This is a genomic window from Pedobacter faecalis (assembly GCF_030182585.1).
GTDB classification, from domain to species: Bacteria; Bacteroidota; Bacteroidia; order Sphingobacteriales; family Sphingobacteriaceae; genus Pedobacter; species Pedobacter faecalis.
Genome location: NZ_JARXOW010000001.1, coordinates 2955095 through 2970254 on the forward strand (window position 1 = coordinate 2955095; position 15160 = coordinate 2970254).

14 protein-coding genes are annotated in these 15160 nt (G+C 47.5%); 2 read left to right on the forward strand and 12 right to left on the reverse strand.

Going from position 1 to position 15160, the window contains the following annotated elements:
* Genes QEP07_RS13455 through QEP07_RS13485 form a run of 7 tightly spaced genes read right to left on the reverse strand, consistent with a single transcriptional unit; the run spans position 1 to position 7112 of the window.
* The gene (locus tag QEP07_RS13455) at positions 1-888 is read right to left on the reverse strand and encodes a hydroxypyruvate isomerase family protein (RefSeq protein WP_285010678.1); all 888 of its coding nucleotides are present in this window, start codon (positions 886-888) and stop codon (positions 1-3) included.
* Between the two features lie 10 nt (positions 889-898).
* Complete coding sequence (locus QEP07_RS13460; RefSeq protein WP_285010679.1) at positions 899-2113, reverse strand: nucleoside permease; 1215 nt, start codon at positions 2111-2113, stop codon at positions 899-901.
* A gap of 24 nt (positions 2114-2137) precedes the next feature.
* Positions 2138-2842: a 3-keto-disaccharide hydrolase gene (locus tag QEP07_RS13465; RefSeq protein ID WP_285010680.1), complete on the reverse strand. Its 705-nt coding sequence runs from the start codon at positions 2840-2842 to the stop codon at positions 2138-2140.
* 20 nt (positions 2843-2862) lie between these two features.
* The gene (locus tag QEP07_RS13470; protein ID WP_285010681.1) at positions 2863-4317 is read right to left on the reverse strand and encodes a Gfo/Idh/MocA family protein; all 1455 of its coding nucleotides are present in this window, start codon (positions 4315-4317) and stop codon (positions 2863-2865) included.
* Positions 4318-4342: 25 nt separating this feature from the next.
* The gene (locus tag QEP07_RS13475; protein WP_285010682.1) at positions 4343-4855 is read right to left on the reverse strand and encodes a c-type cytochrome; all 513 of its coding nucleotides are present in this window, start codon (positions 4853-4855) and stop codon (positions 4343-4345) included.
* Positions 4856-4889: 34 nt separating this feature from the next.
* On the reverse strand, positions 4890-5948 hold the full coding sequence (locus tag QEP07_RS13480; RefSeq protein WP_256001843.1) for a sugar phosphate isomerase/epimerase family protein: 1059 nt from the start codon (positions 5946-5948) through the stop codon (positions 4890-4892).
* Between the two features lie 3 nt (positions 5949-5951).
* Entirely contained in the window at positions 5952-7112 is a 1161-nt protein-coding gene (locus tag QEP07_RS13485; RefSeq protein ID WP_285010683.1) for a Gfo/Idh/MocA family protein, read from the reverse strand.
* Positions 7113-7333: 221 nt separating this feature from the next.
* Here QEP07_RS13485 and QEP07_RS13490 point away from each other — a divergent pair, with 221 nt between their 5' ends.
* Both QEP07_RS13490 and QEP07_RS13495 read left to right on the forward strand, forming a co-directional pair.
* On the forward strand, positions 7334-8275 hold the full coding sequence (locus tag QEP07_RS13490) for an NAD-dependent epimerase/dehydratase family protein (RefSeq protein ID WP_256001841.1): 942 nt from the start codon (positions 7334-7336) through the stop codon (positions 8273-8275).
* Between the two features lie 6 nt (positions 8276-8281).
* The gene (locus QEP07_RS13495; protein WP_256001840.1) at positions 8282-9010 is read left to right on the forward strand and encodes a YebC/PmpR family DNA-binding transcriptional regulator; all 729 of its coding nucleotides are present in this window, start codon (positions 8282-8284) and stop codon (positions 9008-9010) included.
* Between the two features lie 26 nt (positions 9011-9036).
* On the opposite strand, the gene QEP07_RS13500 is transcribed toward QEP07_RS13495, so the two are convergent.
* The 5 genes from QEP07_RS13500 to QEP07_RS13520 are packed head-to-tail and all read right to left on the reverse strand — an operon-like array spanning position 9037 to position 15150.
* Positions 9037-9822 (reverse strand): carboxylesterase family protein, encoded by a 786-nt coding sequence (locus QEP07_RS13500; protein WP_285010684.1) that lies wholly within the window; start codon positions 9820-9822, stop codon positions 9037-9039.
* Between the two features lie 30 nt (positions 9823-9852).
* On the reverse strand, positions 9853-12150 hold the full coding sequence (bglX, locus tag QEP07_RS13505; RefSeq protein ID WP_285010685.1) for a beta-glucosidase BglX: 2298 nt from the start codon (positions 12148-12150) through the stop codon (positions 9853-9855).
* A gap of 8 nt (positions 12151-12158) precedes the next feature.
* Entirely contained in the window at positions 12159-12809 is a 651-nt protein-coding gene (locus tag QEP07_RS13510) for a GDSL-type esterase/lipase family protein (protein WP_285010686.1), read from the reverse strand.
* Between the two features lie 35 nt (positions 12810-12844).
* Entirely contained in the window at positions 12845-14194 is a 1350-nt protein-coding gene (locus tag QEP07_RS13515; protein ID WP_285010687.1) for a glucoamylase family protein, read from the reverse strand.
* A 38-nt stretch (positions 14195-14232) separates the two neighbouring features.
* Positions 14233-15150 (reverse strand): LamG domain-containing protein, encoded by a 918-nt coding sequence (locus QEP07_RS13520; RefSeq protein WP_285010688.1) that lies wholly within the window; start codon positions 15148-15150, stop codon positions 14233-14235.
* Between the last annotated feature and the right edge of the window lie 10 nt (positions 15151-15160).

Genomic DNA, 15160 nt, shown 5'->3' on the forward strand with positions numbered 1-15160 from the left:
TTAAACATCACAAATATTAACAGCTTCTTTGAGCGACTGGAATTTGTCTTGCTTTTTAGGCAGAAACTCTTGTGCCAGATATCCTTTAAAGCCCGTCGCAACAATGGCTTTGATGATTGCGGGGTAGTTTAACTCCTGGGTTTCATCCAGCTCATTTCTTCCCGGGACACCAGCGGTGTGGTAGTGGGATATGTATTGATGGTTATTCCTTATCGTACTGATCACGTTACCCTCATCGATCTGCATATGATAGATATCGTACAACAGCTTGAAGTGCTCAGAACCCAGGCGTTTGCACAATTCAACGCCCCAGGGTGTATTGTCGCACTGATAGTCTTTATGGTCTACTTTACTGTTCAGCAGTTCCATCACAAGGATCACATTGTGCTTTTCGGCAATGGGTAATACTTGCTTCAATCCCTCCACGCAATTCTTCCAACCGGTCTCATTATCTTTACCCCGTCTGCGCCCGCTAAAACAGATCAACTGCTTGTAGCCTGCAGCAGCAACCTTCGGAATCATTTCTGAATAGTTTTTAATAAGCTGCGCATGAAACTTCGTATCATTCCATCCGTCGTCCAGATTAAGTTCTGCGCCATTGCAAAGGGACGAATCAAGACCATGTTTTTTAAGCGTCGCCCAATCGTTCGGACCAACCAGATCGATAGCTTTAATGCCGATCCTTTTTGCTTCGATACACAATGTGTCAAGGTCTACGCCCCCAAAGCACCAGCGACATACAGAATGATTTACGTTTCCTTTCAAAGCCCGCGAGATATTCGTTTCTGAATCTAGTGCCAGCGCTGGCAATGCTGCCGAAACACCTAAGGCGGCAGTTCCGGCAACAATATTTTTCAATGCAGTTCTTCTGCTGTTCTCTGGATTCATCTTGGTATTATTAAGACACCGTAGTTGTTTCAGCTTTGTTATTGTCTTTAAAAAGGAGCAGGAACAACAGGGCTACTCCGGCAGAAATGGCCGCAGGAACAATCCATATGCTATACCAGTCGTGACCGCTGCCAACGACATGATCATCTACCACCATACCTGAAATGATAGACCCAATAAGCATACCCACACCGTACGTAGCCAGGGTGATAAAGCCCTGTGCTGCACTCTTGAAGCGATCCCCCGCCAGCCTGTCTGTATAAATCTGTCCGGTTACAAAGAAAAAGTCATAGCAGATACCATGCAGAACAATCCCTCCAATCAGCATCCAGTAATTCGCATCAGCATTTCCGAAGGCAAAGAAAAGATACCGCACTACCCAGGCGATCATACCGATGGCCAGCATCTTTTTCACGCCAAGCCGCACAAAGAATAGGGGCATCAAAAGCATAAACAACGTTTCTGAAACCTGTCCCAGCGATTGGACGCCGGCGGCACCTTTCATACCAACCTCATTAAGGAAAGGATTGGTGAAATTATAGTAGAAAGCCAGTGGTACACAGATCGCAACGGAGGAAAGGAAAAAGATCAGGAAAGATCTGTTTTTCAATAAGCCAATTGCATCCAGGCCGATGATATCGCCAAAGCTGGTTTTCTCGCCCTTCTTAACAGGAGGGGTATGTGGTAATACAAAACTGAAAAGGCCCAGGATCAGCGAAGCTATTGCGGCCATTTTAAAGGTAAGCACTAAATTGCCGTCCTGCTCCCAGTTAAGCCAGCCAATAGTCAAACCGGCTACTATCCATCCAATCGTCCCAAATACACGGATAGACGGGAACTCTTTTCCCGGATCTGTCATCTGCTTAAATGAGATAGAATTAACCAAGGCCAGGGTAGGCATATACGCAATCATATATCCTAGGATGAAAGGGAAAAAACTGTCAAAATCCAGTGCATCAGCAGCAAACCATAATAATGCGGCACCAATAAGGTGCAATACGCCAAGTATGCGCTGAGCAGCAAAAAATTTATCGGCAATCAATCCTATGATAAAAGGAGCAATGATCGCGCCCAGCGACTGCGTGCTGTAAGCGGAGCCGATATCAACACCCCCGGAAGACAGGTTCTTCCCAAGGTATGTACCCATTGTAACAAACCAGGAGCCCCAGATGAAAAACTCCAGGAACATCATGGTCGATAATTTAATTCGGTTGTTTAAGTTCATATTGGTTTTTTGGTTAAATTTCTTTTACAACTCCTTGATCATGATGTTGCGGTACCAAACATCATCACCATGATCCTGAAGTGCGATCTTACCAGATTTAAAAGTACCCCAGTTTTCCCAGCCTTTAAACTTGCTTTGCGCGATCAGTTGTTTCCAGTTTTCATCCCATAACGTAGTGGAAACGATTTTAACACCGTTCAAATAATGCTCAAGCTTGCCGTTCTTACTGATGATCTCCGCGGTATTCCATTGTCCAACAGGTTTTACAGGTTCTGAGCTGCTCTTAATTACATCATAAAGATCTCCGGCGCGGTGCTTTGGGTACTTTCCATCAGGGTGACCCTCGTTGTCAATCACCTGCATCTCCAAGCCTGTGCTGTAGGTCGCACCATATTTAGCCTTGTCTTCGTGTACATAATAAATAAGTCCGCTATTAGCGCCTGGAGAAACTTTCCAGTCATATTTCAAATGGAAATTGCTGTATTCTTTATCTGTTACCAGGTCTCCGCCTCCATTGCGCGGACCCTTAGAGTTCAGGTACAGCGCACCATCCTGGATTTCCCATTTGCTGCCTGCCGTCGTTTTGCCGTAAGTATGCCATCCGGTCGTGGTTTTGCCGTCAAACAAGGGGGTAAAACCTTTTGTGCTAGTCTGGCTTTTTGTGCTGCTGCATCCCATCATGGCTGTAATTGCCAGAGCAGATAGCGCTGAAAAAATGTATTGCTTCATTTATGTGTTGTATTGTTAATTTATGCGCCAAGCGTCCATCCGCTGCGGTATTCGCGTTTTACAAATTGATTTACATCGTCAAGGTTTGTCACTTTCATTGCATCGTTATCCCAAAGAAGTTTGATGTTGCGCCCGGGATAAGTAACCCTGTCGCCTTCCTTGCGTTGAACGTCCACACCCCTGATAGCCAGGTTAGCCATAAGCAAAGCTTCGGTTAGAGGGCCTGCAATCTCAAAAGGAGAACTAACCTCCTGCTTACCATAACCGGCAATAGCAGCCTCAACCCACTGCGCATAGTGTCCGTTAGCCCCACCAGGTACACGTGCAAACTTCTGAGCAACCTTGATGTCTTTATTTTTGCTTAGTGGAAGAAGCTTAGGATTATGGCTGTACGTTTCGCACATCATCTTACCCTTCGTTCCAATGAACAGCGTTCCGTTTCCTCCGTCCCCAAAGGTCTCATTGGCCTGCAGTTCCTCAGGTCTCTCCGGTTGTATTCCGCCGTCCATCCAATGTACCGTTACCTCTCCCTTAGTCTTGTTTGTTTTAGGGAATTTCAAGGTTACATGGCTTGATGGCGGACAGCTGTCAGGGAAATACCCCCGTCTGAACTCGTCTACATACACTGAGCCAACACTAGCCTGCACCTCACTTGCATACTTAAGGTTAAGCACGCTGAAAGGAGCCTCAAGCAGGTGGCAGCCCATGTCGCCCAAAGCGCCAGTGCCATAATCCCACCAGCCCCGCCAGTTGAAAGGAACAAGTTTTGGAACATACTCACGGTAAGGAGCAGTTCCCAGCCAAAGGTCCCAGTCCAGATCAGATGGCACAGGTGCCTTGGTAGAAGGCCACGGGATACCCTGAGGCCAAACCGGCCGGTCTGTCCAGGCATAAATCGTATGCACATCTCCAATCAAGCCAGCATCGTACCATTCCTTCATAATACGCGGGCCATCGTTAGATGCGCCCTGGTTACCCATCTGGGTTACCACCTTATACTTCTTCGCAGCAGCAGTCAGCGCTCTTGCTTCGTAGATGTCATGTGTTAGCGGTTTCTGCACGTAAACATGCTTTCCACGCTGCATTGCCGCCAACGCCTGAATTGCATGGTTATGGTCGGGTGTTGAGACAGAAACGGCATCGAAATTTTTGGACTCTTTATCCATCATCTCACGCCAGTCGCGATAATACTTAGCCTTAGGAAACGCTTTCACACTGGCCGCTGCGCGCGAATCATGCACATCACATAAAAATCCGATCTCCGCTTTTCCACTTTTGGCGAAAGAAGCAATATCAGACTGCCCTTTTCCGCCCACGCCGATTCCAGCAACAATCAGTTTATCACTAGGTGCAATAAAACCCCTTCCGCCGAGCACGTGCCTCGGCACGATCATAAAGGCTGAAGCGGCAATAGCGCCCGTTTTCAGAAAACTCCGTCTCGACGTAGTCTCCTGATTTTTTTCTGTCTCATTCATGGTTCAAGTCTTTGGTTAGGTTGTGTTATTGTTTCAAAGAAAGGATATATTTCGCCATTTCCTTAGCATCTTCCTTGCTCAGGTCAGGGTGCGGGCTCATAGGCACTGCGCCCCAAACGCCAGAACCGCCTTCAATGATCTTTCCGGCCAGCATATTCACATTCTCGTCAGTGTTTGGATATCTTTTAGCCACGTTCACGTAAGCCGGACCCACAAGTTTTTTGGTCTCATGGTGGCAAGCCAGACAGTCAGATTTAGCGATGAGCCCCTTTCCAGGCATATCTTTCTTTGGTTTTTCAGGTGCCGGTGCCTGAGCAGTAGCCGCATTAACAGGTGCAGGCGCAGCCTCATCCTGTCCGCTTACAGGTGCCGCACCGCTCGAATCGGCGTCCTGTGTATTTGCGTCAGTTGTTATGCTTTTCGCGCTGTCAAGCGTCTTAACTTCTGCAGTATCCCCACCATTTGCCCGTTGTTCCGGACTTTGACACGACGCCATACCTATAGCCAGGCATGCAGCGAAAAATAATTGGTTTTTCATGTGTATATTGTTTATTATATTTAGCTAACTATTATTATTTATCCAGCCCCAGTATCATTCTGTTAAAGCTCTCATCACCTCCAGAAGCCGCAAAATCGTCAAATGCCCGGTCAGTTACTTTAATGATGTGTTTCTTAATGAACTCAGCACCTTCCTGTGCACCAACCTGTGCATCCTTAATGCTGCATTCCCACTCCATCACCGCCCAGCCTTTGTAGTCATACTGTGCCAATTTACTAAAAATTGTCTTAAAGTCTACCTGCCCATCGCCCGGAGAACGGTACCGGCCTGCGCGGTTAGCCCAGCTCTGGTAGCCGCCAAAAGTGCCTTGTCGGCCTGAGGGATTGAATTCAGAATCCTTCACGTGGAAGGCCCTGATCCGCTCATGGTACAGATCGATGTATTCAATATAATCCAATTGCTGCAATACAAAATGCGATGGATCATAAAGCAGACACGCTCTGGGATGGTTGTTTACCTTCTCCAGGAACATCTCATAAGTGATACCGTCAAAGAGGTCTTCGCCCGGGTGAATTTCATAGCAAACGTCAACCCCACTTTCGTCAAAAGCATTCAGGATCGGTGTCCAGCGTTTGGCAAGTTCTGTAAAACCTGCCTCAACCAATCCCTCAGGGCGTTGCGGCCAGGGGTGAAACATGTGCCATAACAGTGAGCCGCTAAAGGTAGCGTGTGCTTTCAAGCCAAGATTTTCCGAAGCTTTTGCTGCATACTTCAACTGCTGCACGGCCCATTCTGTCCTCGCTTTAGGGTTATTCTTATATTGATCCGGTGCGAAGGCATCAAAGGCCAGATCATATGCCGGATTTACAGCAACAAGCTGGCCCTGAAGATGGGTAGATAACTCAGATATCTCAAGGCCGTGAGCAGCCACCTTGCCTTTTAGCTCATCCGCATAGGTTTTGCTTTCCGCCGCTTTTTGCAGATCAATAAAGCGTGGATCAAGCGTTGGCATCTGAATTCCTTTAAATCCTAAGCCCGCAGCCCATTCACATATAGCATCGAGGCTGTTAAACGGGGCTTCATCACTGATAAACTGCGCCAGGAATACCGCAGGTCCTTTAATCGTTGTCATACGTTATACCTTAAAATCAAACCATTTCTGATCAGAACCGCTCGATTCCACCACAGTTTCAATGAACGTCATACCTCTAACACCATCCTCAACTCTAGGGAAGTCGAGCATAGCTTCAGTGGGCTCCGTTCCATGTATTTTAGCTGATACAGTTAACGCAAAATTCCGGTATATATTGGCAAAAGCTTCCAGATAACCTTCCGGGTGGCCGCCAGGTACACGTGTGTTATGTTTTGCTGCGTCCGACAAATATGCCTGTCCGGCACGATACACCTGTGCAGGCTCGTTGAGCCATTTCACCATCAGCGTATTTGGTTCCATCTGATGCCATTCAAGGCCTCCTTTTTCACCGTAAACTTTTATTTTCAAAGCATTTTCTTCACCTGCCGCCACCTGCGAGGCGATCAGTACACCGTTTGCACCGTTGTTAAACTTCAGCAGCACGTTTCCGTCGTCGTCAAGTCCCCGACCCGGAACCACAACGTTCAGGTCAGCACAAACCTTAGTGATCTGTAAGCCTGAAATATATTCGGCCAGCTGCGCCGCGTGAGTACCAATATCACCCATACAACCGCTCTTTCCACTTTTCTTCGGATCCGTTCTCCAGGCAGCCCCCGCATTACCTTCACGTTCGGTCAGGGTGCTCAGCCATCCCTGCGGGTACTCCACCATAACCTTCCTGATGGCGCCGAGTTTCCCTTCTTTAACCATTTGCCTGGCTTGCTTCACCATAGGGTAGCCAGAGTAAGTATGCGTAAGGCACAAGATAAGACCTGTTTCTTCCACCTTCTTCTGCAATTGCCTTGCTTCATCCAGCGAAAGCGCAATCGGCTTTTCAATCACCACATTAAAACCATGATCAAGAGCCATCATCGCAGGGGCAAAATGCGCAAAGTTGGGCGTAACGATCGTCACAAAATCGATCTTCTGATCAGCAGGCAGTTTGCTCTCCTTTTCAATCATCTCTTCGAAATTCATGTAAATCCTGTCTTCAGGAAGGAACAGCATTTCGCCCGACTCTTTCGCGATCTCCGGATTGATGCTAAGCGCACCGCAGCAGAATTCGATTTGTCCGTCCATGTTTGCAGCAATGCGGTGTACTGCGCCGATAAACGCATCTTTACCACCGCCAATCATGCCCATTCTAATTTTTCTAGTCTTCATGTATGTCGTAAGTATAACTTTTGTGTGTCAGGAGCTTTTGCTAAAGCTTTTAAGCATCTGTTTTTTGCGGTAATATTAGGCAAAAAAACCTTAGTTAGTGTCTTTGATACACAATTAAGGTAAATATATAATGTTTTTGTTACTAAATCAATTCAACCAACATTGGCGTATTACCCGCATGCCAATATTTTATTTACTTTTGCCCAAATCGAGACAAGCTAATGGAAAAAATAATCGTACTAGGTTCCAACGGACAGATCGGAACCGAGCTGGTAATGGCATTGCGTAAAATCTACGGAGAACAAAATGTTGTTGCCTGTGATATAAGGAGGCCGGATTATGACATCAAAAATTCCGGACCTTTTGAGTTTGTAAACGTACTGGAAAGAGACACCTTACACCTCCTCTTCAAAAAGTATAAACCCACGCAGGTATACCTGCTGGCCGCGCTGCTCTCAGCAACCGGCGAGCAAAACCCTAAGCTGGCATGGGACTTAAATATGAACGGCCTGCTTCACATTCTTGAGCTTGCCATAGAATACAAAACAGCCAAAGTGTACTGGCCCAGTTCTATCGCTGTATTCGGGCCAACTTCACCTAAAGACAACACACCACAATACTGCGTTATGGATCCAAACACCGTGTACGGGATCAGTAAACTGGCAGGTGAACGCTGGTGCGAATACTACAATCAGAAATTTGGCCTCGATGTCCGGAGCATTCGCTACCCCGGACTCATCAGTTGGAAAGCAGCCCCCGGTGGCGGTACAACAGATTACGCCATCCATATTTTTCATGATGCGCTGAAAAAGGGGGGGTACGCCTCATTCCTTAATGCCGAAACTGAACTGCCTATGATGTATATGGACGATGCCATTAGAGGAACCATTGAACTGATGGATGCAGAAGCCAGTAAAATCAGTATCCGGTCAAGCTATAACTTCACGGGCGTCAGTTTCACACCGGAAACGCTGGCTGCCGAAATCAGGAAACACATTCCGCAATTTCAGCTAACTTACACCGAAAATGATCCGCGTCAGCAGATTGCCAACAGCTGGCCCAAGTCTATAGACGATAGCTATGCGGCGGCCGACTGGGGTTGGAAACCACAGTTCGACCTGGCGGCTATGACCACAGAGATGTTAAAGAATTTAAAGAAATAAAGTACAATGGGAAGAGCATTTGAGTTTAGAAAAGAAAGAAAATTTAAACGCTGGGCCAAAATGGCCGTGCAGTTCACGCGTATAGGTAAAGACATCGTTATCGCGGTAAAAGAGGGTGGACCTCACCCCGAAACCAACTCCCGGCTGCGTACGGCCATACAGAACGCTAAGGCGGTAAACATGCCCAAGGATCGGGTAGATGCCGCAATCAAAAGGGCGTCCGACAAGAGCATGGCCAACTACGAAGAGATTGTTTATGAAGGCTATGCGCCGCACGGTGTTGCCATACTTATTGAAACTGCGACCGACAATACCAACCGTACCGTAGCCAATGTGCGGAGCTATTTCAATAAAACAAACGGAACACTAGGTAAGACCGGCTCACTCGATTTCGTCTTCAGCCGCAAGTCTGTATTCCGTTTCGTGCCCTCAGACAATATCGATCTGGAAGAGCTCGAATTCGAGTTAATTGATGCCGGCTTGGAAGAACTATATGTAGAGGCCGACGAAGAAGGAAACGACATTGCAGTAGCACAAGGATCATTCGAAAGTTTCGGCTCGCTGCAAAAGGCCCTTGAAGAAAAAGGCGTAGAAGTAAAAAGCGCTAAGCTGGAACGAATCGCATTATCACATCACGAAGTTACTGAAGAACAGGCAGCCGATGTATTTAAGCTTATCGACAAGCTTGAGGAGGACGATGACGTTCAGGCCGTATACCATAACATGGCCGAGTAGCCAACAGCCTAACAGGCAAAAACACTTTATTTTTTGTTTGAAAACAACCATGGCAACAGCTCGGGTTCTGCAAATGCGGAATCCCAGCTGTTATGATTATCGTTCGGATATAAAGTAATCTTCGGTTCCACACCCAACACCCTCAACTGATCCGCAATTGCAGTAGAAAGAGCCACAGGTACCACATCATCCTTCTCGCCATGAAATATCCATAACGGTGTATGCTTGTATTTTCGAACATTCGCCACATTGTCGCCTCCGCATATCGCAAAAGCCGCTGTAAAAGTCTTACGTTTTCTTCTTAGTAATTCATACGTGCCCATTCCGCCCATCGATAAGCCGCCTACATACACTTGATCCCGGTTTACGTAAGGCTTATCAAGCAAATTGTCAATCATGCCAAGCAGCGCCCGCATTGATTTTGTTGGCTTGCCGCCCGTCTTAAAAATACGCTGCCTTTTGCCTTTAGCATCTGTACTGAAATCTGCGTTTGCCCAAAAGCTGTCACTACTGCATTGCGGAAATACCACAATTGCCGGAAATTCCTTTCTCACTTTATCCTGCAGGAAAAGTTTCCCGCCATGCGTCAGCTGCTTCTGATTATCGCTGCCCCGTTCTCCCGAGCCGTGAAGGAAAAACACGATAGGATATTGCTTTTGTGCATCAAACTGCTCTGGAAAGAGAATACGATACTGAATGGTGTCTTTGCGTTTCACGAAGCTGCCTCGGTCGTACTTATTAAAATCCTGTGCCTTCGCGGCAAAACCAGTCAAAGCTATCACGAGCGCTGTCAATAATTTAGATCTTATCATACAACTAATATAAAAAGAACAGCAATCAGTTTAAAGCACGAAATTGAAGTCAGCCTGCAGGTTGTCTTTCGAACTGCTGCCAATGAATACCTTAAACGCACCCGGCTCTGCAGCAAACTTCAGATCTTTATTATAAAACTTCAGATCTTCTTCGGTAATACGGAAGCTGACTTGCTTAGATTCGCCCGGTTTCAGACTGATCTTCTGAAAACCTTTCAGCTCCTTAACCGGCCGGGTCGAACTGCCCACCATATCCCGGAGATAAAGCTGCACCACTTCCTTGCCTTCCCTGGCACCGGTGTTCTTGACTGTTACGCTGGCGGTTAGTGCGCCACCCCGTTTAAAAGATTTCCCATTCAGCACGAGGTCACTGTACGCAAAACTTGTATAACTTAACCCATAACCAAAAGGATACAGAGGCTCATTGGTCACATCCAGATAGTTCGATCTGAACTTAGAAAACCAGCCACCTTCAGGCAGTGGTCTGCCCGTATTCTTATGGCTGTAATAAAGCGGTATTTGTCCTACGTTCTGAGGGAAGGTTGCGGTCAGTTTGCCCGAAGGATTGACATCGCCAAACAACACATCTGCGACCGCATGTCCCGTCTCCGTACCTCCAAACCACACATTAAGGATGGCAGGCACATGCTTTTGCTCCCAGGTCAGCGTAAGCGGTCTTCCGGCAAAGAGCACCAGCACCGCCGGTTTGCCGGTCTTCACTAAAGCTTCCAGCAGGCGTTTCTGCGTATCGGGTATATCCAGGTTCGTCCTGCTCGAAGATTCACCGCTCATCTCAGAACTCTCTCCAAGTGCGGCAACGATCACATCAGCTTTTTTCGCTACTGAAAGCGCATCATTTATAATCTCCTGTTCCGGGCGCTCATCCCTTGCGATGTCCCTTCCAAACATGGTCGCACGTTTCTGATACTCCGCATCAGACAACAGATTGGCGCCCATGCTGTGCAATATCTTCACCTGATCGCCCAAAACATCCTGCATACCCTGCAGCAGCGATTTGGTATTGGCCAGGTCACTGTTTACACTCCATGTACCCGGCATGTTTGCACCTGTGTTGGCCAGCGGGCCAATCAAAGCGATCGTACCGCTTTTTTTCAAAGGCAGCAGCTGGTTATCGTTTTTCAACAATACAAAAGATTCCGCAGCCACCTCGCGCGCAAATCTCAGATGTTCAGGTTTCAATATCTCAGTTTTTGCACGCTCTTCATTACAATAACGGAAAGGGTCATCAAACAACCCAAGCTTATATTTAGCCTCCAGCACCAGTCTGCATGCATTGTCTATCTGCTGCCTGGTCACCTTTCCTTCGTTGAGCGACTTCTTCAAGGTGGTCAGAAATCCTTCTCCAACCATATCCATTTCTACACCGGCTTTCAATGAAAGGGCAGATACCGTTTGCAAATCACCCAGTCCGTGTTCAATCAACTCATTCACTGCCGTATAATCCGTTACCACAAAACCTTTAAAGCCCCATTGTTTTCTCAGCACGTCTGTCATCAGCCATTTGTTGGCCGTAGCAGGCACACCATTGATATCGTTGAACGACGTCATCACACTACCCGCACCCGCATTGATGGCCGCCCTGTACGGCGGAAGATACTCGTTATACATCCGGTCCAGACTCATGTCCGTTACATTGTAGTCCCGTCCCGCTTCAGCGGCCCCGTATAGTGCGAAATGCTTCACGCAAGCCATCATCGTATTATACTTCGTAAGGTCATCACCCTGATAGCCCCGAACTATGGCTTTAGCGATCTGCGAACCCAGGTACGTGTCCTCCCCCGAGCCTTCAGAAATCCTGCCCCAACGCGGATCCCTGGAAATGTCGACCATAGGCGAGAACGTCCAGTTCAACCCATCCGCCGTCGCCTCCACGGCAGCAATGCGTGCCGTCTGCTGAATCATAGGTAAGTTCCATGTGCAGGACAGTGCAAGCGGAATAGGAAAAGTCGTTTTGTACCCATGGATCACATCCTGACCGAAAATGATCGGGATCTTCATCCGGGTCTGCGTTACCGCAATTTCCTGTACCCGGCGTATACGCGCCGGTGTCGTCATACTGAACATGCCGCCCACCTGACCTTTTCTGATCTTTTCTTCCACCCCTGTACTCACCACCGAACCTGTGGTAGCCTCACCACCAGTGAGCAGGTTTAGCTGACCAATCTTTTCATCTATGGTCATTTTAGACATCAGGCCGTTTATGAATGCGTTCATCTTAGCATCCGTGGCAGATGGCTTTTTCATCTGGGCCGTGCTGGTCAGGCCGGCCAAAAGCAAAATCGGAAGGTACAGGCGTGTATTTTTCATAGCTGCGATTATTTCTTTTTCAAATAAGGCGTAATTTCTTTAATCCAAATATCATATCCGGCCTGCTGCATATGAAGCATGTCCGACTTAAAAAGTTCAGGCCGCAGGTTGCCCGCCTTGTCCTTCATGGCAGGGTTAATATCCACATACTTAGCATTTTTCTGTTTCTTCAGATAAGCTTTAATCATGTCATTGCCCTTGATCATCTCGTCGGCAAACTTAGTACGCGAAGGACTAAGCTTCATCGAAACATACAGGATATGCGCCTTAGGCAAGCCCGCACGCAGGTTCTCATAAAATGTCACAAACCTCTCGTAGGTCTCTTCGCCCGTAGCGCCCTCTGCGATATCGTTCTCACCGCTATAAATCACCACCTGCCGAGGTTTATACTTAAGTACAAGATCGTCTATATACATATTGGCCTGCTGAAGCGTTGAACCTCCGAAGCCCCGGTTGATGGCTTGATAATCCTTATAAACCGACTCCAGATCTGTCCACATCCGGAGCGAAGAACTTCCAACGAACACGATACCATTTGGCGCGGGCATCGACACACTGTCTGATTTCCGGAACTGCTGGATTTCATTCCAAAAGGGTTTGTTTTGGGCAAAAAGGCCCGTGGTAAACAGCACAAACAGCGCTGCAAGTTTTAGTTTCATATGCATATTCAAAATTTAGATACCCAATATATCAATTATTTCAGCGCCGGACTCGTAAAGCCAAGTTTCTTTAATCCGCCCTGCACATCGGGGTGACTCATGAAAAGCTTCCACAGCAGCCCCGTCCGGTAATTTTCTATCATCACAATGATCGGTCCCTGATCTATAGCCAGGTGCGATTTCGCATACCAGTTATGATGCTCGCTGAAGGCATCCACAAAACCGTACTCAGTCCAGAGCTTATCGCCCAGATCAAAATAAAAATGTTTCAGCGCCTGCATAGAATATTCCGGCGTGTAAGGGAAGGCAGACAATGCCGCCGTGGGTGTGATCACCCCATGATCTTCAGTAGGGGAGTGCGCAGCATAACCCTGCCAGCTGTCGCTGGCCGTCAATCCCCAACTGTTGGCCCCATAGCCCTTATACTTCTTCGGATTTTCCAGTACGTACGCACGGTTTATCAGTGTATGGTTCCTGTTCTGCTCCCAATAGTCGGCATACCTGTCCTTGAGCCCGCGTGGATCCAATCCCAGAAATGAGTAATGAGAAAAGAAAAGCGGTCCCCCATAATCAAACCCAAGCGGCAGCTTATGCCCGTAAAACTCCCGGCCATTCTTAAAGAAATTACTCTGCGCCCAGCCGTTATGATACACCGAAGCAGGGACCGGATAACGCGTAGAAGAAGCCGCAAGCACATAGGTAATCAATGCTTCATTAAAGCCCCTTAGCGGGAAATTCATCGCCCAGCCGTTATTCGGACTCCAGTGCCAGTATAAAACGTCCTGGCCCTCGCGTGTAAACCAATCCCACTCAATATCGTTCCACAAGGAATTGATACGGCCGCGGAGTTCATTTTCCACGGGCGTATTGGCATTAAAATAACGCTGAGCCGTAAGCAGGCCCTGGAACAGGAAAGAACTCTCCACCAGATCCGCCCCGTCATCTTTACGGCTAAACGGGATCGTCTTTCCGGTGGCCCCATCCAGCCAATGCGCAAACACACCGTGATACGCATCCGCCTTGCCCAGAAACTTTACCATCTTCAGCAAAAACCGCGCGGCCGTATCCCGGGCAATCCATTGCCGTTCGGTAGCCACAACAACAGCCATCACCCCAAAGCCCGTCCCGCCGGTAGTTACCACTTCATGTCCGTAACTGAACGACTTATTGCTGCGCTCGCGCGCCATATTGCTCACCGGATGCGCAAAATCCCAGAAATACCTGAACGTCTGCCGCTGAACCAAGTCAAGCAGTTGTTCGTCCGTCAGGTTTTTATTAATCTTTGTTTCCGGCTTTAAGCCATCCTTCTTCTGCGCACATGCAATTAATGAAAAAGCGAGGCTAAGGCATATACAAGTAACAGTAATAAATCTCTTCACAAACATAAAAGTATTAAAAGCCACGCTGCGCACCAAATCCAAAGCTACTTTCCGGCAAGACCAAGCTTGTATAATGCCGTGATATGGGCTTCCGATAGTGCCAGGTTATAGATCCTGATCTCATCTATATTACCAGTCATTGCAGCAAAATTCGTGTCGGCGTTCACGGCCTTTCCTGGGATCACATTATAGTTGCCTCCAATAATTATCTCGCTCGGCTCATAGGCCTTGAAAAGGCTATTGCCTACGCCCCGGCTAGAAAACGCCCCCACTTGTCTCCCGTCGGCCCAAATGTAAAAGAGCCCGGTTGCACTTTCGTAGGTCAGCGCGATATGAGTCCACTTGTTCGCCCCTATTTTAGGAGTTAAGTACGGAAAATAATTCGGTTGGCCTGGCTTATCCCGTTCAGTATTAACATTATCCTGCGTTCCGCCCGTGACGGTAACAAATGTCGGATTGATCTTGAGTTCATTGGTATTTGAGGCAGGAAAGGCATTTGTGTTCAAAATAAAGTTGATGCTCCCATTAAACTGACCTGGTCTTGCAAGCTGGAAAAGCATAGTTCTTTTGCTTCCGTTGTTTAGTATCTGAACCCAGGTACTTATGGTGAAACTCTTAAGAGAATCCGTTTTGAAAGCAGGTAACTGCGTAGCATAATATAGATATCCGTTCTCCAGTCGGATGGCTTTTCCCTTTACGCCAGCCACATAACTTGCATTGGCGGTTTGTGTGGGCGCGGTTCCCGTCTTAACCTCGGTGTTAATATCGTCGAATGTCCAGTGTGCTTTAAGATTTCTCGGGTAAACCTCATCTGCGTTATTGTACCCTTCGATTTTTCCCTCATAGTCACGAGGATCAACTTCTGGCAAATTATTGGGATTATCAGTTTCTTTGCAGGAGACCACAAGCACGCTAGCCATTGCTATCAAACTCCCAACCATATATATATTAAAATTTTTCATAGTGATTATC

Coding starts and splice junctions, on each gene's coding strand:
- QEP07_RS13485 (WP_285010683.1), bottom strand. CDS start 7,112: ATGAAGACTAGAAAAATTAGAATGGGCATGATTGGCGGTGGTAAAGAT.
- QEP07_RS13510 (WP_285010686.1), bottom strand. CDS start 12,809: ATGAAACTAAAACTTGCAGCGCTGTTTGTGCTGTTTACCACGGGCCTT.
- QEP07_RS13520 (WP_285010688.1), bottom strand. CDS start 15,150: ATGAAAAATTTTAATATATATATGGTTGGGAGTTTGATAGCAATGGCT.
- QEP07_RS13465 (WP_285010680.1), bottom strand. CDS start 2,842: ATGAAGCAATACATTTTTTCAGCGCTATCTGCTCTGGCAATTACAGCC.
- QEP07_RS13490 (WP_256001841.1), top strand. CDS start 7,334: ATGGAAAAAATAATCGTACTAGGTTCCAACGGACAGATCGGAACCGAG.
- QEP07_RS13500 (WP_285010684.1), bottom strand. CDS start 9,822: ATGATAAGATCTAAATTATTGACAGCGCTCGTGATAGCTTTGACTGGT.
- QEP07_RS13455 (WP_285010678.1), bottom strand. CDS start 888: ATGAATCCAGAGAACAGCAGAAGAACTGCATTGAAAAATATTGTTGCC.
- bglX (WP_285010685.1), bottom strand. CDS start 12,150: ATGAAAAATACACGCCTGTACCTTCCGATTTTGCTTTTGGCCGGCCTG.
- QEP07_RS13480 (WP_256001843.1), bottom strand. CDS start 5,948: ATGACAACGATTAAAGGACCTGCGGTATTCCTGGCGCAGTTTATCAGT.
- QEP07_RS13460 (WP_285010679.1), bottom strand. CDS start 2,113: ATGAACTTAAACAACCGAATTAAATTATCGACCATGATGTTCCTGGAG.
- QEP07_RS13495 (WP_256001840.1), top strand. CDS start 8,282: ATGGGAAGAGCATTTGAGTTTAGAAAAGAAAGAAAATTTAAACGCTGG.
- QEP07_RS13470 (WP_285010681.1), bottom strand. CDS start 4,317: ATGAATGAGACAGAAAAAAATCAGGAGACTACGTCGAGACGGAGTTTT.
- QEP07_RS13515 (WP_285010687.1), bottom strand. CDS start 14,194: ATGTTTGTGAAGAGATTTATTACTGTTACTTGTATATGCCTTAGCCTC.
- QEP07_RS13475 (WP_285010682.1), bottom strand. CDS start 4,855: ATGAAAAACCAATTATTTTTCGCTGCATGCCTGGCTATAGGTATGGCG.